Annotated in this window: 14 protein-coding genes; 4 read left to right on the top strand and 10 right to left on the bottom strand. The window is 59.9% G+C overall.

Annotated elements, in window-relative coordinates; all coding sequences use genetic code 11:
- Positions 1–242: 242 nt before the first annotated feature.
- From I2E45_RS09425 to I2E45_RS09400, 6 genes are all read right to left on the bottom strand, one after another.
- The gene (locus I2E45_RS09425) at positions 243–641 is read right to left on the bottom strand and encodes a DUF956 family protein (protein ID WP_195445881.1); all 399 of its coding nucleotides are present in this window, start codon (positions 639–641) and stop codon (positions 243–245) included.
- Between the two features lie 120 nt (positions 642–761).
- On the bottom strand, positions 762–1682 hold the full coding sequence (locus I2E45_RS09420) for a PTS system mannose/fructose/sorbose family transporter subunit IID (RefSeq protein WP_035136639.1): 921 nt from the start codon (positions 1680–1682) through the stop codon (positions 762–764).
- A gap of 16 nt (positions 1683–1698) precedes the next feature.
- Positions 1699–2517, bottom strand: a complete 819-nt coding sequence (locus tag I2E45_RS09415) for a PTS mannose/fructose/sorbose transporter subunit IIC (RefSeq protein ID WP_195445880.1) — start codon at positions 2515–2517, stop codon at positions 1699–1701.
- 18 nt (positions 2518–2535) lie between these two features.
- Complete coding sequence (locus tag I2E45_RS09410) at positions 2536–3525, bottom strand: PTS sugar transporter subunit IIB (RefSeq protein ID WP_195445879.1); 990 nt, start codon at positions 3523–3525, stop codon at positions 2536–2538.
- Positions 3526–3862: 337 nt separating this feature from the next.
- The gene (locus tag I2E45_RS09405) at positions 3863–4291 is read right to left on the bottom strand and encodes a hydrogenase maturation nickel metallochaperone HypA (RefSeq protein ID WP_195445878.1); all 429 of its coding nucleotides are present in this window, start codon (positions 4289–4291) and stop codon (positions 3863–3865) included.
- Positions 4292–4387: 96 nt separating this feature from the next.
- Positions 4388–7165, bottom strand: coding sequence for an FAD-dependent oxidoreductase (locus I2E45_RS09400; protein ID WP_195445877.1), 2778 nt, complete (start codon positions 7163–7165; stop codon positions 4388–4390).
- A 189-nt stretch (positions 7166–7354) separates the two neighbouring features.
- Between I2E45_RS09400 and I2E45_RS09395 the strand changes: the two genes are divergently transcribed.
- From I2E45_RS09395 to I2E45_RS09385, 3 genes are all read left to right on the top strand, one after another.
- The gene (locus I2E45_RS09395) at positions 7355–8017 is read left to right on the top strand and encodes a TetR/AcrR family transcriptional regulator (protein ID WP_195445876.1); all 663 of its coding nucleotides are present in this window, start codon (positions 7355–7357) and stop codon (positions 8015–8017) included.
- 63 nt (positions 8018–8080) lie between these two features.
- Entirely contained in the window at positions 8081–9088 is a 1008-nt protein-coding gene (locus tag I2E45_RS09390; protein WP_195445875.1) for a DUF5692 family protein, read from the top strand.
- 241 nt (positions 9089–9329) lie between these two features.
- Complete coding sequence (locus I2E45_RS09385) at positions 9330–10826, top strand: hypothetical protein (protein WP_195445874.1); 1497 nt, start codon at positions 9330–9332, stop codon at positions 10824–10826.
- A 73-nt stretch (positions 10827–10899) separates the two neighbouring features.
- Here the strand turns inward: I2E45_RS09385 and I2E45_RS09380 are convergent, their stop codons facing one another.
- The 3 genes from I2E45_RS09380 to clpB all read right to left on the bottom strand — a co-directional run bounded on the left by I2E45_RS09380 (position 10900) and on the right by clpB (position 15450).
- A complete protein-coding gene (locus tag I2E45_RS09380) occupies positions 10900–12252 on the bottom strand; it encodes an ATP-binding protein (protein WP_195445873.1) in 1353 nt (450 codons plus the stop codon).
- Between the two features lie 243 nt (positions 12253–12495).
- Positions 12496–12690, bottom strand: a complete 195-nt coding sequence (locus I2E45_RS09375; protein ID WP_229058926.1) for a hypothetical protein — start codon at positions 12688–12690, stop codon at positions 12496–12498.
- A gap of 132 nt (positions 12691–12822) precedes the next feature.
- Positions 12823–15450: an ATP-dependent chaperone ClpB gene (gene clpB / locus I2E45_RS09370; RefSeq protein WP_195445871.1), complete on the bottom strand. Its 2628-nt coding sequence runs from the start codon at positions 15448–15450 to the stop codon at positions 12823–12825.
- 889 nt (positions 15451–16339) lie between these two features.
- Between clpB and I2E45_RS09365 the strand changes: the two genes are divergently transcribed.
- Complete coding sequence (locus I2E45_RS09365) at positions 16340–16987, top strand: hypothetical protein (RefSeq protein ID WP_117746525.1); 648 nt, start codon at positions 16340–16342, stop codon at positions 16985–16987.
- A 163-nt stretch (positions 16988–17150) separates the two neighbouring features.
- Here the strand turns inward: I2E45_RS09365 and I2E45_RS09360 are convergent, their stop codons facing one another.
- Positions 17151–19451, bottom strand: a complete 2301-nt coding sequence (locus tag I2E45_RS09360) for a hydratase (RefSeq protein ID WP_195445870.1) — start codon at positions 19449–19451, stop codon at positions 17151–17153.
- Between the last annotated feature and the right edge of the window lie 347 nt (positions 19452–19798).

Below are 19798 nucleotides of genomic sequence, written 5' to 3'. Positions count from 1 at the left end.
GTCTCAAGAAGGAGTAACATCGGGACTTGCAGCGACGGACCTCAGGACACTCTTACACCACGTCTGCGCGCGCGACCTCGCTGGAAACTGTGTCCCAGTATTTCGGCTCGAAACGGGACACAGTTTCCCAAACGACCCCGTTCCGGAAACTACATCCCGGAATCGGCGCTCGAACTGGGATGCACTTTCCCGATCGAGTCCCATGGGAAACTGCGTCCCACTTGGGGGGCGCTCTTTAATGACTAGTTACCTTTGTGGAAGAGGTTTTTGATAACGGAGGGGATGCTCTTGGCGCCCTTGGCCGTCACATCGATAAAGTCGGGCGAACGCACGAGCTTATCCTCGTCGACGTACTTGCGGACCGCACGAAGCGTCTCTTTGTCGTCGCGCGTCGAAAACGTAAAGTGACCGTTGTCCTTGGTGAAGATGGCAAAACGCGTAATCTTCTTGGTGCCGCGCAAAACCTCGGCGGCAATATAGTCGACCTCGTCCCACGGGATTTGAATATAATCCTCGGGATTGCGCTCGTTATAGTACTCGAACGCCTTATTGCCCACCATCACGTTACCGTGGCTGGTAAGCCCCATCAGGCAGGTTGCCGGCGTTGCCAGATCGACCTTGCTGTTCTGAGATTGCGCCATACGCGCCTCTCCCTCCAATAAAAACAATCGGACCGCATCCAGTGTACCCACCGGGTGCGGTCCGTTTCAATGGCTCAAAAGCCCTTACCTAGCAACTCTCGGTCTTAAGCCGAAGCGTGCTTACATGAAGCCGCAGAAGCGACCGATGATGCCGACGGCGAAGAGAGCCAGGATGATGACGATCGGGCTGACCTTCTTCTTGAGGAGCTTGCAGACCAGCAGGGTCAGGCACACGGCGGCAAGGCCGGGGATGAGCTGATCGAGGTTACCCTGGAGCGTGGTGACCTTCATCTGATCAAGGGCGGTAGCACCGACGGAGTTGTACATCGTCAGCGCTTCCTTGATACCCTCGGAACCGGAGGGCAGGCTAGCCCAGTCGATAAAGGCGCCAGCAGACTGCTTGACCGTGGAGACGATCGGGGTGAAGGAAATGGACACCCAGCGCTCGACCAGGGCGCCGATGATGAACATACCCAGGATGGAAGCGCCCTCGGTGACCTTGCCCATCAGACCGCCGGAGAGGTCCTTGGCGATAGAGGAGCCGACCTTGTAGCCAAACTCCTGTGTGTACCACAGGAAAGCGTAACGGATGATGTTCCACGCGAAGAAGAACAGCAGCGGACCGACGATGCTGCCGGACATGGCCAGGGAAGCGCCCAGAGCGCCCAGAATCGGGCGAAGGGTGAACCAGAAGACGGGGTCACCGACGCCGGCGAGCGGGCCCATCATACCGACCTTGACGCCCTGGATGGCGACGTCATCGATCGGAGCACCGTTGGCGCGCTCCTCCTCGAGGGCGAGGGTAACGCCAATGACGGGGGCGGAAACATAGGGGTGGGTGTTATAGAACTCCAGGTGGCGCTTAAGAGCGGCAATCTGGTCATCCTTGCTGGTGTAGAGCTTCTTGATCGCAGGGATCATTGCGAAGCACCAGCCGCCGTTCTGCATACGCTCGTAGTTCCACGAGCCCTGAAGGAACTGATGACGGAAGCAAACCTTCTTACGGTCAGCCTTGGTGAGCTGAATCTTGTTCTCTGCCATATGTATCACTCCCCTCCTACTCGTAATCGTTCAGAATGTCGCCGAGCGGGTCGCCGGAGCCACCGCCCATGCCGCCACCCTGCTTGGCCAGATCCTTAAGGCCAAGGTAGATGAGGGCAAGGGAGATGCCGATGAGGCCAAGGGCGATCAGCGTGAGCTGAGGGATGGCAGCAAGGACAAAGCCGAGGATAAAGAACGGCCAGGTCTCCTTGGTGGCCATCATGTTGATGACCATGGCGTAACCGACGGAAGCGACCATGCCGCCGCCGACGGCCATGCCGCCGGACAGCCAGTCGGGCATAGCGTTAAGCGCGTTGGTAACAGCCTCGGCCGGGATGACGCACAGAAGTACTGCCGGGATGGCGATACGAAGGCCCTGCATGAGGATGGCAGCGTACTGCCAGCGCTCGATGCCGGAGAAGTCGCCCTTCTCGGCGCAACCGTCCATGGCGTGAGCGATAGCGGTAGCAATGGTACGGCAGATCATGGTCAGGAACAGACCAGCGACCGACAGCGGGACGGCGACGGCGATGGCCGCGGTAACGGCCTTGGCCGAATCAGTGGCGCCGCCGTTGAGGGCGAGCACCATGATGATCGAAGAAGCGACCGAGGCCAGAGCGGCGTCAGGCGCGACGGCGGCGCCGACGTTAGCCCAGCCAAGGGCCATCATCTGGAGCGAACCGCCCAGGAGGATGCCCTCCTGAAGGTGACCGGTTACGAGACCGATAAGCGTGCATGCCACGAGCGGCTGATGGAACTGGAACTCATCCAGAATGCCTTCCATACCGGCAAGCAACGCGACAATCGCAACAAGCAGAATAGTGATTGCAGACATGTATCGGACCCTCCTTTACTATGCTTGAGCGGCCAGTTCGGCCTTAGCTTTCTTCAACATGGCGTCGAGATCCTCGGAGGCATCCGAAGGAACCTTGCGGACCTCGAACTTGACGCCCTTGGCCTTGAGGGCCTCGAGGGTCTTAACGTCGTCATCGCCCATAGCGACGGCGTTGGTGACGACGACCTTGCCCTTGGAGTGAGCCATGGAACCGATGTTGACTTCCTTGATGTCGACGCCGGCCTCGATGGCCTTGAGCAGATCCTGCGGGTTCTCGAAGAGCAGCATGGCCTTGGTGTCACCAAAACGCGTGTCCTTGACGACCTCAGCCATCTTCTTGATGGGCACGACGTTGGCATGGACTCCCGGAGGGGCAGCCTGCTCGATCATGGTCTTGCGGAGCTCGTCGTGAGCAACGCCGTCGGAAACCACGATGATGCGGTTGGGGTTGATCTGCTTGGTCCACGTGGTGGCCACCTGACCATGCAGCAGACGGGTGTCGATACGGACGTGGGCGATCTTGATGTGCCCGTCGCCGATGACCGTTCCCGGAGGGATGGCGCCTGCAGGAGCAGCGGCGGCCACAGCCGGCTTCTTCTCCTCGGGCTCCAGAGACTCGGGCTTGACGCGCACGCCAGCCTTTGCCTCAGTCACGAGATGTTTTGCGATCGCATGTGCAGTGTTCTTTGCATCAAAACGCTGCGAATATGCCTCGATGAGCATAGGCAGGTTGACACCGGTGACGATAGCCCAGGAATCATGGCCCTCGATGAGCCCGCTAATCTGGTTGAACGGCGTGCCGCCCCACAAATCAACGAGGAAGAGCACCTGCTCCTGGTCCTCGAAGGAAGCGACTGCTTCCTCGACCTTGGCACGGAAATCGTCGGGGCCCATGCTCGGCTCGAGCGAGACCACGGCAACAGACGGCTGATCGCCAAAGACCATCGAGCCCGTCTGCTTGATTCCAGCTGCCAAGTCCCCGTGGCTAGCAAGAACAATACTTACCATCACATAACCTCCTTTTTGTCTACGTATTTCCTACACGACATGAAAGGAGTATACCTGTTTGGATTGTGGAATTATAGCTAAATTCGCAAAAGGTTGGATTATTTGTTTAAACGTCTATGTTTGTTACAAATTGATTACGTTGCTGGCTTATAGCTCATTGCCTGATAAAACGTGATTTGCTGATTGTTTTCAAAGACATATAAAGGTGCACCGTTCGTTAAGACCGCTTTTAGGTGAATCCCAATGCGTCTGCGTGCCACCATTTTGTTTAAACAGACATGACTTGACTAACCGAAGCAAATATGTTTAGAACTCTAGCCCATGTAGACATTAGATGTTAGGCGATGTGGAGAGGGTTGGCGGCGTCGACGGCATCGGGGGCGTCGGAGAGGCCGTCAGGAGCAGCGTCTGCCGGTTCCTCGTCGGGGGTCTCAATCTGCTTGATCATGACCTCTTGGCCCTGGAGCAGATAGGTATCGCCGCTACCGCAATGGGGGCAGGTCTTCCCGTGCTCGACCGTCGCGTAGTCGCAGCCGCACGCCTCGCAATGCGTCACGGCCTCGACGGGCTCCACAATAAGCTCCGCGCCCTGCGCGATGGGCTTTTTATCTGCCGCCCAGCGCCAAGCGTCGAGCAGCAAGTCGGGAACGACGCCCGAGACCTCGCCCAGCAGCAGCGTGACGCTCGAAACGCGACTCACGCCATTGGCGCGCGCCACGTTCTCGACATCGCGAATGATGTGGTAAACGATTCCCAATTCATGCAAGGTAGAAACCTTTCAACAACGGTTGATGCGATGCAAACTCAAAGCAAGGGGACGGCAAAATCTAGCCTGCGCCGTCCCCTTACCCGCCATGGTTACCTATTTACGACCGAACTTGATTTTGATTGCACGCTTTAAAGCATACTTGCCAAGGCTCGGAAGCTTTTGCTCGTATTTGACCATCGTGGAGCACTCGGGGCGATCGCGATCCAGGTGGATGGCATCGAACGCGCACTTGGTGGTGCACAGACCGCAGCCGATGCACTTGTTGGGGTCGACGATCGAGGCACCGCAGCCCAGGCAGCGGGCGGTCTCGGCGCGCACCTGCTCCTCGGTAAAGGTCTCGACGTACTCGCTAAACGGCGCAGCCTTCTCGCGCTCGCGGTCGACATGCGCCACCTCGCGGCTCGCGTTGTCGTAGCTCTCGATCACGACATCGTCGCGGTCGAGCGCGGTGTAACGACGCTGGTTGCGGCCGATGGTGAGCGTGGATCCCGGCTGCACAAAGCGATGGATGGACACGGCGGCCTCGTGACCGGCGGCGATGGCGTCGATGGCAAAGCTCGGACCGGTGTAGACGTCGCCGCCCACAAAGATGTCGGGCTCGGCAGTCTGATAGGTCTGGGGATCGGCAAGGGCGCCCTGGCCGCGGCCAAGCTCCACCTTGGAGCCAGCCAGCAGGTCGCCCCACACAATGGACTGGCCAATCGACATAACGACACGATCGGCATCGACACGGCGCAGATCGTTCTCGTCGTACTCGGGCGCAAAACGGCCCTCGTCGTCAAAGACACGCGTGCAGCGCTTGAAGGTGATGCCGCACACGCGACCGGCCTCGTCCAGGTGAATCTCCTTGGGGCCCCATCCGCAGCTGATGTGAGCGCCGTCCTCAACGGCCTCGCGACGCTCCTCCTCTCTGGCGGGCATCTGAGCCTCGCTCTCCAGGCAGAACATCTCAACATGCTCAGAGCCCAGACGGCAGGCGTTGCGGGCAACGTCGATGGCCACGTTGCCGCCGCCCACCACAATGGTGCGGCCGGACAGGGAATCGATCTTGCCGCTGTTAACCTCGCGAAGGAAGTCGACGGCCACGGTCACGTCCTCGGCACCCTCGCCCGGAATGCCCGCAAGGCGGCCGCCCTGGCAGCCAATGGCAACGTAGAAGGCCTTAAAGCCCTGCGCGCGCAGCTCGTCGAGCGTCACGTCGCGACCGACTTCCACGCCATAGCGGAACTCGGCACCCATCAGGCGAATGATCTCGACCTCGACCTCGATGACATCCTTCTGCAGCTTAAAGCTGGGAATGCCGTAGGTGAGCATGCCGCCCGGGCGCTCGTTCTTCTCGAACACGACGGGCTTGTAGCCCTTCTCGGCCAGGTAGAAAGCGCAGGACAGGCCGGCCGGACCGGCACCGATGATGGCGATCTTCTGGTCGAAGCCGCCGGCACGCGTCGGGGTCACCACAGGTGGGACATAGCGGGTCGCGGCATCCAGATCGCGCTGGGCGATGAACTTCTTGACCTCGTCGATGGCCACGGCGGCGTCCACGCGGCCACGGGTGCAGGCATCCTCGCAGCGGCGATTGCACACGCGGCCGCAGATGGCGGGCAGCGGGTTCTCGCGCTTGATGAGCGCCAGCGCCTCGTCGTAGCGACCCTGGGCAGCAAGCTTAAGGTAGCCCTGAACGGCAACGTGCGCGGGACAGGCCGTCTTGCAGGGTGCGGTGCCGGATTCATACGTCTCGATGCGGTTGTCGTTGCGGTAGTTGGGCGACCACTTGGTGTGGTCCCATTTGGTGGCATCGGGCAGCTCCTGGCGCGGATACTCGGGCACCTGTCCGCCGGCCTTTTTGCTGCAGAGCTTCTGGCCCAGCTTAGCGGCACCGGCCGGGCACACCTCAACGCAGCGACCGCAGGCCACGCACTTGTCCTTCTCGACCTTGGCGACATAGGCCGAGCGCGACAGGTTGGGCGTGTTGAACAGCTGCGAGGTGCGCAGGGCGTAGCACACGTTGACGTTGCAGTTGCAGATGGCGAAGATCTTGTTCTCGCCGTCGATGTTGGTGATCTGGTGCACAAAGCCGTTGTCCTCGGCCTGGCGCAGGATGTCGTAAACCTCGTCGCGCGCCACGTAATGGCCGCGGTCGGTCTCGACCACGTAGTCGGCCATATCGCCCACGGCGATGCACCAATCGGCCGGGTCGTCGGCGCAGCCCTCACCCATCACGCGACGGCTCGCGCGGCAGCTGCAGGTGCTAGCGGCATATTTGCCATCGTATTTGTCGAGCCAATGCTCGATATGCTCGATCGGCACCGACGTGCTCGCGGCATCGATAGCCTTCTCGACCGGAATGACATGCATGCCGATGCCGGCACCACCGGGCGGCACCATCGGCGTGGCCTTGGACAGCGGTCCCTTGGACGCCTGCTCAAAGAACTTGGCATAGACCGGGTGCTCCTCGAGCTGGCTCACGCGCATGTTGAGAAACTCAGCGGAACCCGGCACCAGCATGGGCAGCACCCACTGCTTGGCGCGCTCGGGGTTTTCCCAGTTGTACTCGAGCAGGCCCGTGTAGCTCATATCGTCGAGCATCTTCTCGATATCGGCTTCGGGCATGCCGGTGAGCTTGACCATCTCGGGCAGCGTATAGGGACGGCGCATCTTCATCTTGCAGAGCACTTCGGCCTGCTCGTCAGTCGCGGCCTCGGCAAACGACCAGTACTCGTAGCCCAGCAGCTCATCGCGATGCAGCAGACGGTTGGTGCAGTGCTCGCACAGCTTGACGATGGCCTCGCGCGGATGCTCCGGCAGCGGCGGCACGAACTCCGAACCGATGTCGGGCTCGGTGTAGCTAATCCCCGGTCCGTTGAGAATCATGGTTGTCCCTTCTCTTGCCACAGCCCGGCGAGACCGCGGCACCCCTCTTTTTTGCAGGCCGGGCATGCCCCCATGCCGTTCACCCGCCATTAGTTGACATTGTGTCAAAAATAGTATTGACGAACCGTCAACAATATTCAAGACTGTTAGGCGAACGGTCAGGCAAAAGAGGATGAAAGGCGGCAAAACATGAGCAACAACACAGCAGATACCTCTGTGGTCGATGCCGTCCCCGCATCCGATAGCGCGGCAAAGCGCTTGACGGGCGACGAACGCCGTCGCGAGATCCTCGCCGCCGTGCGCACCGTGAGCTCTGAGCTAGGCGTGTCGCATCTATCCGTCTCGGCCGTGACCAAGCGAGCCGGCTGCACGCGCTCATTGTTCTACCACTACTTTGCCGACATGGACGCCGCTGTCACCGCCGTCATGGACGAGGCGATCGACGGTTTTATCTCCGAGCTCGAGCAGTGGAATGCCAACCGCACCGTCGGTGATATCGAGGGCGCACTCGACACCGTCGCCCCGCTCTTTAAGCGCCTGGTCGTCAGCGGCCACGAGCTGCCGAGTACGCTCACCTCAAGCAGCGGCGCGCTCTACGGCGGCTTTTTGCACAACGTGGTCCAGCGTGTGGCGCAGTATATCTGCGACACCACCGTGGTGGATTTTGCCGCCCATCATGAGCTACGCATCGACCATGTCTACGAGACGTTCTACACCCTCATCATGGGGTTGTTGATGTATATCCGCACGCACCCCGATGTGCCCGACGAGACGGTCAAGGAAATCATCGCCTCGACACTCCACATCGAGGGCTATACCGCCAAGTATCCGGAGCGCAAGCCCCAGAACTGACGACATTTGGCCAAACTGCCCGCGATTAGAAGAGGGGCCGCGGGCGTGTGGAAGGAGAGCAGCATGCTGTTCGATGTTTGGAGTAGCGATACCCTTATCCACTGGGCCGGCTGGGCCATGGTCTTTATTGGCCTGATCGTGCTCAACGAGGTCGGCCGCCGCACCAAGCTGGGCGCGGCAATCATCTTTGGCGTGGCTCCGCTGGCCATGACCATCTATTGCGTCGCCATCGCCATCGGCGTCTCGCAGGGTGCCGAGTGGGCGCTCACCAACCCCACCCATGTGTACCAGAACAGCTGGTTCCACTACGCCAAGGTATACGCGGCGCTGGCCGGTTGCTGGGGCTTCATTGCCATTAAGTACCAGTGGGGCAAGATTGGCAAGGCGCATTGGTTCCGCGCATGGCCGTTTGTGATCGTCGCCATCAACATCATGATCGCCGTCGTGTCCGACTTTGAGAGCGCCTATCACTTCTTTGTCCTGGGCGAGTCCACCTGGGTCACCTCCGAAGGTGCTACGCAGCTGGCCGGCTGGAACAACGTGTTCAACGGCATCGCCGGTATTATCAACATCTTCTGCATGACCGGTTGGTGGAGCGTCTACGCCTCCGAGGATCAGACCGACATGCTGTGGCCCGATATGACCTGGGTCTACATCATCGCCTACGATATCTGGAACTTCTGCTACACCTACAACTGCCTGCCCACCCACTCCTGGTTCTGCGGCTTTGCGCTGCTTCTGGCGCCCACCGTCGCCGCCTTTATCTGGAACAAGGGCGGCTGGATCCAGAACCGCGCCTTTACGCTGGCCATTTGGTGCATGTTTGCCCAGGTGTTCCCGTACTTCCAGGAGGAGTCCATCTTTGTGACCCACTCCACGCTCGACCCCGGCGCCGCTACCGCGGTCTCGATCGCCGCTCTGGTCGCCAACGTCGCCGCGATCATCTACATCGCCTACCGCGCCAAGAAGCTCGGCCGCAATCCCTACAAGCAGGATGTCTTTGAGGGCACCAGCGATTGGGAGAAGGCTACCGCTCGCCGCGCCAAGGTGGATTACGCGCACGCCGAGTAACGCGCCTGACGCAAACGCCGCTTGAATGTGAAGCCGCCTGGCCGACTCCGCGCAATGCAACGTATTGCATGCCCCCGGAAAGCGATTTGTCCGCTTTCCGGGGGCTTTTTGTTGTTACGCGCATCCACGCACATATTCAAAACCTCTCGCACAGATAAAATCAGATTTCCAATCGCCTGACAGCTCTATATGACTCTGTTTTTGGGTACAGTGTTGTCCCGATATTGAGCTTGGGGGATATATGAAAGATGAGACGATGGGCCAAGAGGATGCGGCCCAAGATGCAGAAGCTTGCGCTGAGGCCTTGGAGAGCTTAGACCGGATTTCACTCGATGAGATTGCGTTTGACGATTCGGGCGTTGATGTGCAGGATGAGCCGGAAACCGAGGCGCAATCCGATGATCAGGATGCAGGCGACGTTGAGCCTGCCGAGGATGAGGCAGATCACGAAGACACCGAAAGCGAGGCCGGCAATCAGCCCGAATCCGACACGGGTGAGGAAACCGTCTTGCTCGACAGCTTGCCGGCCGAGGATTCGCTGACCCGCGAGCTTCCTGGCCTGGGTTCCGCACCAGCCGTGGACGAGACCATCGCCATGGGCGATATTCCCCTGCCGTCCGTTCCCTCGGCACGCGAGGCCGAGGTTCGCCATCGCAAGATGTCGCCCAAGCGCCGCAATCTGATGGTCGCCGGTGTCGTAGCCGTCGCGCTCGTCGCCGGCGGTGCAGGCTATGCTGCTTGGAACGGATATCAGCAAGAGCAGGCTGCCGCTGCCGCCGCCAATGCCCACACGATGATGTCAGTGCAGATTGGCGTGCATGCCGCGGGCCTCGACTGTTCCACCGGCTCCAAGATTCCCGTACAGGTGAGCGGTCAGGACGCTGATGGCTCCTCCGTGAGCGAAACACTCTATGTTGACGAGCACGGCCGCGGCATCAAACTGCTGCCCGGCGATTACACGCTCTCCATCGCCGCCTCCCCCATCGCGGCCGACGGCACCGTCTATACCGTCCCGACCACCAAGACGCAGGTCACCGTTAAGAGCGATGGACAGGATTTAAGTGCCCAGGCCACCTTTAAGCTCAAGGTGCCTTCGGCCGACACGGTAACCGACGACCAGATCGATGCCGCCGCCAAGTATGCCGAAGAGGGCGGTGCGAGCTCCGCCGCGGCTGCCAAAGTGCTCCAGCAGGCAGCAACCGCGCGGCGCGACGCCGCCGTCAATGCCGTGAGCGTGCAAAAGGCACAGGCGTCCCGTGATGCTGACGCTCGCCACAAGGCAACCGACCTCTACCAGCTCGATATTCCCGTCGAGTGGTACGGCAAGGTCGCAACTTGGCAAAACGGAAGCACGCTATGCATTTATCTGGGCGACGACGCCAATACGCCGCTCGTGACGCTCGTCGCGGTGCGCGAGGGCGAGAGCTTTACGCCCGATGAAGGCGATACGGTTTTGGGCGCGGCCAATCTAGGCAACGGTTATACCGTCTACGCCAGCGGCCCCGTCTATCCGTACGTGGTGCCCCAGACCATCAACGGACGGACGCAGAACCCCGTGTCAACCTACCCCATGGACACGGCCATTGAGCTTGTCGAGCTTACGACCGGCAACCGCTACACCTATAGCCAGATCAAGAACGACCTGGTTGGCAAAGACGGCAACGCAGACGCCGCCACCAAACTCGAGACCGACTACCTCGCCCAGATTCTCCTGCCGAGCATCAAAGCCCAGGACTAGCCTGGCACAGCAAGGTGCTCCCCAACCGTGATGAAGGAGCCAGGAGGTCCTGACCCCACAGGCCCATAGATGATTAGGCAAGGAGCCACTTCCATGCGGGCATAACGTGTACCACACCGTGCTCGCATGGAATATCGGTCTGTTCATCCATGGTAACGATTGCCGACTCGCCAAGATCGAACTGGGCCATCGAGGCATCAAGCGCGGCAATTTCGCGCTCGCGCGTTTTCTCACTTGCCATATCCGCGCTCACCTGAATCAGGCTATAAGCCCGCATGAGAAGTGCGTCCCCAGCAACAAAGTCCACCTCATGGCTTTTACTCTTCTCTTTGATTAGCAGGCGGCAGACCGAGCCGGTCCTCACCGCGGGAGTCCTTCTTCTTAGCGCATTGAACACTGCGGTCTCGAGCCTCTGGCCCTGGTCCAATGCCGATGCGGGAGAGAATGCTCCAAACATCGCAGGATCGACAGCGTAGACCTTAGACGCAGACCGCATGTTATTTGCCAGTGAACGCGTGAACTCCGGCACAGAAAACAACAGGTAGGCGTCCTCATAATACTCAAGTAAGTCGCTGAGCGAATTACGACTGACGGGTATCTGCCTGCTCTTGAACTCGTTATACACTTTGTTCACCGACAGCTCTCGTCCCGAAGATGCCATACACCGCGTCAGGAACAGCGATGCCAGGCGAGGGTTCTTGACGTCGTAGCGTTCAACGACGTCCATGGCGACCGTTCGCGAAGCATATTCCTGTAGCAGCTGAATCGCGTCTGCGGGCGTCTGCCCAAGTGTCGCGATGAATCCCCCTCGTTCAAGATATCCGATCAGATGATGTCGAAGCAGCGCCGCATCGCTCGGGGAAAAGGTCACATCTGGCTCGGGAACGTTCCCCGTCTTATATCGAACGTATTCCGAAAAGCTCAATGGAAAAAGCTCTCGCACAAGAGAACGACCCCTGAACTCGCTCTTAAGTTCTGAGGACAGCATCTTAGAAGAAGATCCCGTCACATAGACGGTCGCTTTCTCCGTATCGACTACACGCCGCAGAAACGCACCCCATTCGGGAATTTCCTGGATCTCGTCAAAGAAAATATAAGCGCCCTCGGTTCGAGCAGCAGGATACAGCGCATAGAACGTGTCGAGCACGTCCGCCAGCAGCGATGGCTCATACGGGCGCAAGCGCTCATCCTCAAAATTGAAGTAAAGCATCCGGTCAAGCTCGACGCCCCGGCTCTGAAGCCGCCGCATCTCCTGATACAGGCGATACGTCTTTCCACAACGGCGGGCCCCCACAATCACATTTACGATGTTGTCGCGCTTTGGCTCCTGTGGATTTCCTAGATCAAGGTCTCGCTCAAAGACCCGCGGAACCCCCTGCTGTTCAAAGTCCTTTATTTTCCGGGCGACCAAGTCGTTGAATGCCATAATTCTCCAATCTTGCTCTCTAGCTAATCAAAATTATACCTATTCTTGATTAATTGAAGAGCAAGATTGTGTCTTACTTGATTAACACTTAGGCAAGTTTTTTCACTATTACTGCTCGAAGGATGCCGAGTGGCTGAGAGGACAACCAAGCTCGAATGCGACTCCCTGGACAGTCGATTTGGGACGGGACTTTTTTGACTACCCGTCCCAGAAAATCATCGCCAAATTAGCTACTTGATGCAACTAGCGCCAGGGGTCGGCTTCGAACAGCGGCTCGCGCTCGGGGCGGCGATCGCTGTAGGGATCGTAGCCGTCATCGTCCTCGTTCTCGGCACGGATGCAGGGGTCGCACGGCTTGGGCGCCGGTTTCGGCGCGGGCCTTGGTGCGGCGGACGCTATCTCAGCCGCCGGTGCGTTCGTCTTGTTCTCGTCTTTCATCTGCATAGCTCCTTGCATCGCATCCGTTCAACATTATCGATTGTCGCACGAAAAAGGGCGGCGGACCCAATTGGATCCGCCGCCCTTGGCGTTTAGAGACGGCTGGCAGATTTTAAGGCATGTCCCATAAATCTATTCGGCGTCGGGGACCTCATAGGTGGCCGCCGGCGTGTTGTCGCACACGACGGTAAAGCCGCCGTCCTTGTCGGCATCGACCGTCACCTGATCGCCCTCGCGCACCGTGCCGTCGATGATAGCGGCGGCGATGGCATCCACGACCTCGCGCTGAACCAGACGCTTGAGCGGACGGGCGCCAAAGACCGGGTCCAGGCCGCCCACGGCGAGCATCTGCTTGGCCGCCGGGGTGATGGCAAGCGTCATGCGCTCCTTGGCCAGACGCGCGCGGACGTCGGCGAGCTGGATGTCGACGATCTTCTCGATCTGCGCCATACCGAGCGGATGGAACACCACGATATCGTCGATACGGTTGAGGAACTCGGGGCGGAAGGTCTGAGCCATGGCAGCGTCGACCTGATGGCGCATCTCCTCCTCGTCCTTACCGGACAGATCGGCGATGGCCTTGGAGCCCACGTTGGACGTCATGATGATAATCGTGTTCTTGAAGGACACCTGGCGACCCTGGCCATCGGTCAGACGACCGTCATCAAGCACCTGCAACAGCACGTTAAAGACATCCGGATGAGCCTTCTCCATCTCGTCGAGCAAGATCACAGAGTACGGACGACGGCGCACGGCCTCGGTGAGCTGGCCGCCCTCGTCGTAGCCCACGTATCCCGGGGGCGCACCAATCAGACGCTGGACGCTGAACTTCTCCATATACTCGGACATGTCGATACGCACGAGCGCGCGCTCGTCATCGAACAGGCACTCGGCCAGCGCCTTGGCGAGCTCGGTCTTGCCCACGCCGGTGGGGCCCAGGAAGAAGAAGCTGCCGATGGGCTTGTCCGGATCGGAGAGGCCCGCACGGCTGCGGCGCACGGCCGCGGCAACGGCGGAGACGGCCTCATCCTGACCGATGACGCGCTTATGCAGCTCGCCCTCCAGGCCCTTGAGCTTGTCGAGCTCGCCCTGCATCATCTTGGACACGGGCACGCCGGTCCAGGCGCTCACGACCTCGGCGATCTCATCGGAGGTCACCTGCTCGTTGAGGCCCTCGCCGTCCTGCTGCTTTTGCGCCTCGAGCGCGGCCTCGGAATCCTGAATCTGCTGCTGCAGGCCCGGAATCACGGAGTAGCGCAGCTCGGACGCACGACCCAAATCGCCGTTGCGCGTCGCACGCTCCTCCTCGCTCTTGGCCTCGTCAAGCTGGCTCTTAAGCTCCTGCACGTGGTCGATGGCGTTCTTCTGGTTGAGCCAGCCGGCCTTTTGCACGTTGAGTTTTTCCTGGACCTCGGCAATCTCCTGGCGCAGGGCCTCCAGACGCTCCTTGGAGGCGTCATCGGTCTCTTTCATGAGCGCCTGTTCCTCGATCTGCAGCTGAGTGAGCTGACGCGTGGTGGCGTCGATCTCGACCGGCATGCTGTCGAGTTCCATGCGCAGGCGGCTTGCCGCCTCATCGACCAGATCGATGGCCTTGTCGGGCAGGAAGCGGTCGGCGATGTAGCGATCGGAGAGGTCGGCAGCTGCCACGAGCGCGCTATCGGTGATATGCACACCGTGGAAGATCTCGTACTTCTCCTTCAGACCACGCAGGATCGAAATGGTGTCCTCGACGGTAGGCTCGCTCACCATAACGGTCTGGAAACGACGGGCGAGCGCCGCGTCCTTCTCGATGTACTTGCGGTATTCGTCGAGCGTGGTCGCGCCGATCGCGTGCAGGTCGCCACGGGCGAGCGCCGGCTTGAGGATGTTGCCGGCGTCCATGGAGCCCTCGGTGGCACCCGCGCCCACGATGGTGTGGAGCTCATCGATGAACAGGATGACCTTGCCCTCGGACTTCTGGACTTCCTTGAGTACGGCCTTCAAGCGGTCCTCGAACTCGCCGCGGTACTTAGCGCCGGCGACCAGCGCGCTCATGTCGAGCTCGATAAGGTCGCGGTCGCGCAGGGTACTCGGCACGTCGCCGGCCACGATACGCTGGGCGATGCCCTCGACGATGGCCGTCTTGCCGACACCCGGCTCGCCGATGAGCACGGGGTTGTTCTTGGTGCGGCGGGACAGGACCTGAATGGTGCGACGGATCTCGTCGGTACGGCCAATGACCGGGTCGAGCTTGCCGGCGCGGGCAAGGTCGCAGATATTGCGGCCGTACTGTTCCAGCGCCTCAAACTGGGTCTTGTCCTCGGCGGACGTCACGCGGTCATCGCCACGCAGCTCCTCGTAGACCTGCTCGATACGCTCCTTGGTAACACCGGCGTCGCGCAGCACGCGGCCCGCCTCGCCCTTGTCCTCGGCAAGCGCCATCAGCAGATGCTCGGTCACCACAAAGCTGTCGCCCATCTTGGTGGCCTTCTTCTCGGCCTTCTCGATGACGCGGACGAGCTCGTTGGACAGGCCCATCTGCTGGCCCTCGCCCGAAACCTTGGGCGCGTGGTCGATGGCATCCTGTGTGGAGCGTGCAAGCTGAGCCGGGTCGGCACCGATGCGCTCAATGATCACGGAGATATTGCGCTCGCCGGCACCGAGCAGGGCGGACAGCAGGTGGATCGGCTCCACCGCGCCGGCCTGCGCATCGGCAGCCGTGCTCATGGCGGTCTGCAGCGCCTCGCGCGACGTCATTGCTAGCTTATCGATTCTCATGGAATCACCTCTCTTGGGGTGGCCGCCCTACGGGGCGGCTTCACGTTGTTCGAGAAGTATTGTTGCCAGCTTTGTACGATCTTATACACAAATCTAAGTCTCTATATATAAGATTTTCTGAGTGATTGAGAGATAGGGGTAAAGATGTCGGCCCGCCGCCGCACAGGTGCGCTACCGTCTCAATCTGTAACATCTATCGACCGTTTCTGGCTCCAGATGTTACAGATCGAGACGAATTGTTCAGCGGCACCCGTTTGTCTCAATCTGTAACATCTACTCGGCAAATAGAGCTCTATCTGTTACAAATCGAGACGAACAGAAGACACCCGAATCGAAAATCTAAATCTGTAACACCAGGCCCACTTTTAGCGGCCAAGATGTTACAAGTCGAGACAAACCGAGAACCACCACAAAGGTGCCTGTTCCCAATGTGGTGGTTTTCGACAAAAAGAAGCCGCCCCATTAACAGAGGTGGCATCAAGCAAGTCCATTTATTAGCGTCCCTCAAGACCCAACGAAAACGCAGCGATGGAATCGAGAACCGACAATAGCCCGTTCGCACAGATAGAGGCAGAGATTCAAGGTCAGAGTCCGGCTTAAACGGCTTAGCTATCGCACGTCACATTGTTCTCGTCGTCCCCCTATCATATTTATAGTGCTTATAGTGAAAATAGTGAGTTTAGTGAGAAGAGTATCGCTCAAAACTCGTGGACTCAATTATTGACCTCACGCCCAGAATGAGTGGGGCAAATATTTCTATTAGAGGTCAAATCGAAGCCCAATAGGGCCTTTTCACCCCGTCATTTCGATCGATCGCTTTCTTTTGAAGATTGTCGTAAGCTGGTATCATTTATCTTAATGAATGCATACTATTTGCGAGGTACCCGCCGTGAAACGCTCCACCTATATCGGCCTGCTCGTCTTAGCGTTTGCGATTACCGCAGTCGGCGTAGGAATTATCTATCTCGCATTTCTCCCCGCCTCTGCGACGCAGGCGGCGGTTGAGACCGTAAGCTATCCCATCGAGGTCCTCACCGATATCGTCAAACCCGATTCGGTCACCGTCGATTTTGACGGTACGCCCGCAGCGCTTGGTGTCAGCAACTATCCCCGCATCGAACTTGGGGCCAGACGCTACACCAAAGATGAGCAGCTTATCGGCAAGGCAACCAGTTTACTCAAAGGCAAGACGTTTAAGCGGTGGTACGGCGCCGCAATATATCGAGCCAAGAATGGCCAAATGGTTGGCGGATATTATTCGACCCTTGAGCTCGATGCGGCAAACGGGAGCAAATTGTGCAACGTCTCATACGACCCCGGCTGCGTGGACAATGAAGGACCGGGGGTCTATATCTCGGATGGCGACGTAATCTACGTCATGGAGGGCGACCAGACGGCAGTCGTCGATTTTATGGATCGGTGTACCGAGGATGCCTACGAACAAACCTGCGAGCCCGATCCGCAGACAGCGCGCAACAGTGGCTCGGCACGCACTTGGCTATTTGACGATGAAATAACCTGGACCCCATCGAAATAAGGACCCGCCGGGCAGGCAACTTTGTGATGGTCCCGGTCAATTATTAGCGCCCCTCAAGACCCAACGAGAACGTCGCGGTAGCCCCGGCCACACCTTTCCCTCGGGCGACCCTCGCGAAGCGCGTGAGCACGAGGGAAAGGTGTGGCCGGGGCGTACAGCAGAGTTACTCGGCAGCGGCCTTGAACTTGTTGTAGTTGATCAGGCAGCCGGCCTTGACGATGGCACGCTCCTCTGCCGTCATATCGGCAATATAGAGCTCAATCTGCTCAACCGTGCCGTCGGCGCGCACAACGTAGGCGGCGATGCCCCTCAGATCGCCGTCGAGCGCGGCGCGGATACCCGGCACAAAGACGTAGTCGCCCACCTCAAAGTTGGGCTCGGCCTCCATCTGGAAGGGCACCATGCCCCAGTTCATCACGTTGGAGCGATAGCGCTTGGTGGCGTACTCGTGGACGATGTTTGCCAGGCCGCCGATGACGCGCTGGCAGCTCGCGGCCTGCTCGCGGGCAGAACCGTCGCCGGGCTTCTTGGCATAGAGCATGGAGCCGTACTCGGTCGCCTTGGCATCGGCCGCGACGCCGGCGCCGGCCAGTGCCTCAAACACGCCGGCAAGCTCGGCATCGAGCGCCGCCAAGTCGCCTGCTGCCTCGCCGGCAACGCGGCGCTTTTCCACCGCGTCGACCTCCTTGGAACGACCCACGTAGGCCGGATCGCGGCGGCTGAGAGTAAACTCGGCCAGGCCCAGCGGGTTGGAGCGGAAGGAGCTCGTCTCGCCCGAGGGAATGAGCTCGTCAGTCGTGGTGACCGGGTCCATGATCTTGGAGCACACCTTGAGCAGGATATCGTCGCCGAGAGGCTCCATCGCGGGCCACGGCTTGATGTTGGGACCCTCGACCAGCTCGTCGGCAGGCTCCGCCTTGCCAAAGCCCCAGTACACGCGCTTTTTGTACGGCGCGTCGTCAAAGGTGTACTCGCAGGCCTCGTCCCAAGTCTCCTCGGGCAGGTCGGTCGCCGGCGTCAGGACGCCGCCGTTGGCAGCCGTCGCCGCAATGGAGCGGGCGTCCATCAGGGCTACGGCGCTCAGCTGGCCATTACCCGGCTTGGAACCCTCGCGGTTGGGGAAATTGCGCGTGGTGTGGCGAATCGAAAGGCCATTGTTGGCGGGCGTGTCGCCGGCGCCGAAGCACGGGCCGCAGAACGCCGTGCGCACAATCGCGCCGGCCTCCATAAGGTCGTAGATGTAGCCGCGGCGTGTAAGCTCGAGTGCCACGGGCTGGCTTGTGGGATAGACCGACAGCGAGAACTCGCCGCAGCCGGTGTTGGCGCCCTTGAGCACGCGGGCAGCCTGGACCACGGAGTCGTAGTTGCCGCCCGAGCAGCCGGCGATAACGCCCTGCTGCACATGCAGCTTGCCGTCGATGATCTTGTCGAGCAGGCTAAAGTGCGTCTTGCCCTCGCCGATCTTGGCGGCCTCGAGCTCCACCTCGCGCAGGATGTCCTCGAGGTTCTCGTTGAGCTCGTCGATCTCAAAGCCGTTGGAAGGATGGAATGGCAGCGCAATCATGGGCTTGATGCTCGACAGATCGACCTCGACGCAGCCGTCGTAGTAGGCAACATCGGCGGGCTTGAGCTCGCGGTAGTCGTCGCCGCGGCCGTGCATGGTCAAAAACGCGTGCGTGTCCTCGTCGGTGGCCCAGATGCTCGACAGGCAGGTGGTCTCGGTGGTCATGACATCGACGCCATTGCGGTAGTCGGTCGTCATGCTCGCGATGCCGGGGCCCACAAACTCCATGACCTTGTTCTTAACGTAGCCCTTGGCAAAGACGGCGCGGATGATGGCGAGCGCCACATCGTGCGGGCCGACGCCGGGACGCGGGGCGCCCGTGAGGTAGATGGCAACGACGCCGGGATAGGCGACGTCGTAGGTGTCGCGCAGCAGCTGCTTTGCCAGCTCGCCGCCGCCCTCGCCCACGGCCATGGTGCCCAGGGCGCCGTAGCGGGTGTGCGAGTCGGAGCCCAAGATCATCTTGCCGCAGCCGGCGAAGTTCTCGCGCATAAAGGAATGGATGACGGCGATGTGCGGCGGGACGAAGATGCCGCCGTACTTTTTGGCAGCCGAGAGACCGAAGACGTGGTCGTCCTCGTTGATAGTGCCGCCCACGGCGCACAGCGAGTTGTGGCAGTTAGTGAGTACGTAGGGCAGCGGGAACTGCTCCATGCCCGAGGCGCGCGCCGTCTGGATGATGCCGACAAAGGTGATGTCGTGGCTCGCCATGGCGTCGAAGCGAATCTTGAGTGCCTCGGGATCTCCGGACGTATTATGTGCCTGGAGGATCGAATACGCGATGGTGCCGCGCTTGGCATCCTCGGGCGTCTGCGTAATACCGCGCTCGGCAGCCTCAGCCGCAGGCACAACCTCGCTGCCGCCGCGCAGGTAGATGCCGTCCTCGTACAGCTTAACCATACTGTCTCCCACTCTGCCCGAAAGGCTCGGGCGCATAGCATACATTCGTTCAATATCGTGCCATAGAACGGTTGCGAGCGGGTTACGAATCTGCGCGTTCACTTTATCTCAGTAAAGTAAAGGATGAACCCAGCGAGGGCTGGCAGATTTGGTGCAAGAGTGTCCCTTTCGACTAGTCATTTAAGAACGTCCCCAATGACTACCCTACCGTATCCGGAGCAAGGCAACGCCGCAGGTAGAGGACGGACAGACACTATGACCCAATCCGAGGGCACTAAAAAGATAGGAGCCCCCGCTCGTGACCGCGGGTCGGGGCTGCGACAATGATGTTGAAGTGCCATAGGCGC

It is taken from the genome of Collinsella aerofaciens (genome assembly GCF_015555045.1).
GTDB lineage: Bacteria > Actinomycetota > Coriobacteriia > Coriobacteriales > Coriobacteriaceae > Collinsella > Collinsella aerofaciens_W.
The sequence above is the reverse complement of the archived record's forward strand: the minus strand, read 5'-3'. Positions and strand labels throughout refer to the sequence as shown.

Excerpts from the sequence above, each read along its gene's own strand:
- I2E45_RS09425 (WP_195445881.1), bottom strand. The coding sequence starts at position 641 with ATGGCGCAATCTCAGAACAGCAAGGTCGATCTGGCAACGCCGGCAACC.
- I2E45_RS09420 (WP_035136639.1), bottom strand. The coding sequence starts at position 1,682 with ATGGCAGAGAACAAGATTCAGCTCACCAAGGCTGACCGTAAGAAGGTT.
- I2E45_RS09415 (WP_195445880.1), bottom strand. The coding sequence starts at position 2,517 with ATGTCTGCAATCACTATTCTGCTTGTTGCGATTGTCGCGTTGCTTGCC.
- I2E45_RS09410 (WP_195445879.1), bottom strand. The coding sequence starts at position 3,525 with ATGGTAAGTATTGTTCTTGCTAGCCACGGGGACTTGGCAGCTGGAATC.
- I2E45_RS09400 (WP_195445877.1), bottom strand. The coding sequence starts at position 7,165 with ATGATTCTCAACGGACCGGGGATTAGCTACACCGAGCCCGACATCGGT.
- I2E45_RS09395 (WP_195445876.1), top strand. The coding sequence starts at position 7,355 with ATGAGCAACAACACAGCAGATACCTCTGTGGTCGATGCCGTCCCCGCA.
- I2E45_RS09390 (WP_195445875.1), top strand. The coding sequence starts at position 8,081 with ATGCTGTTCGATGTTTGGAGTAGCGATACCCTTATCCACTGGGCCGGC.
- I2E45_RS09385 (WP_195445874.1), top strand. The coding sequence starts at position 9,330 with ATGAAAGATGAGACGATGGGCCAAGAGGATGCGGCCCAAGATGCAGAA.
- I2E45_RS09380 (WP_195445873.1), bottom strand. The coding sequence starts at position 12,252 with ATGGCATTCAACGACTTGGTCGCCCGGAAAATAAAGGACTTTGAACAG.
- I2E45_RS09375 (WP_229058926.1), bottom strand. The coding sequence starts at position 12,690 with ATGAAAGACGAGAACAAGACGAACGCACCGGCGGCTGAGATAGCGTCC.
- clpB (WP_195445871.1), bottom strand. The coding sequence starts at position 15,450 with ATGAGAATCGATAAGCTAGCAATGACGTCGCGCGAGGCGCTGCAGACC.
- I2E45_RS09360 (WP_195445870.1), bottom strand. The coding sequence starts at position 19,451 with ATGGTTAAGCTGTACGAGGACGGCATCTACCTGCGCGGCGGCAGCGAG.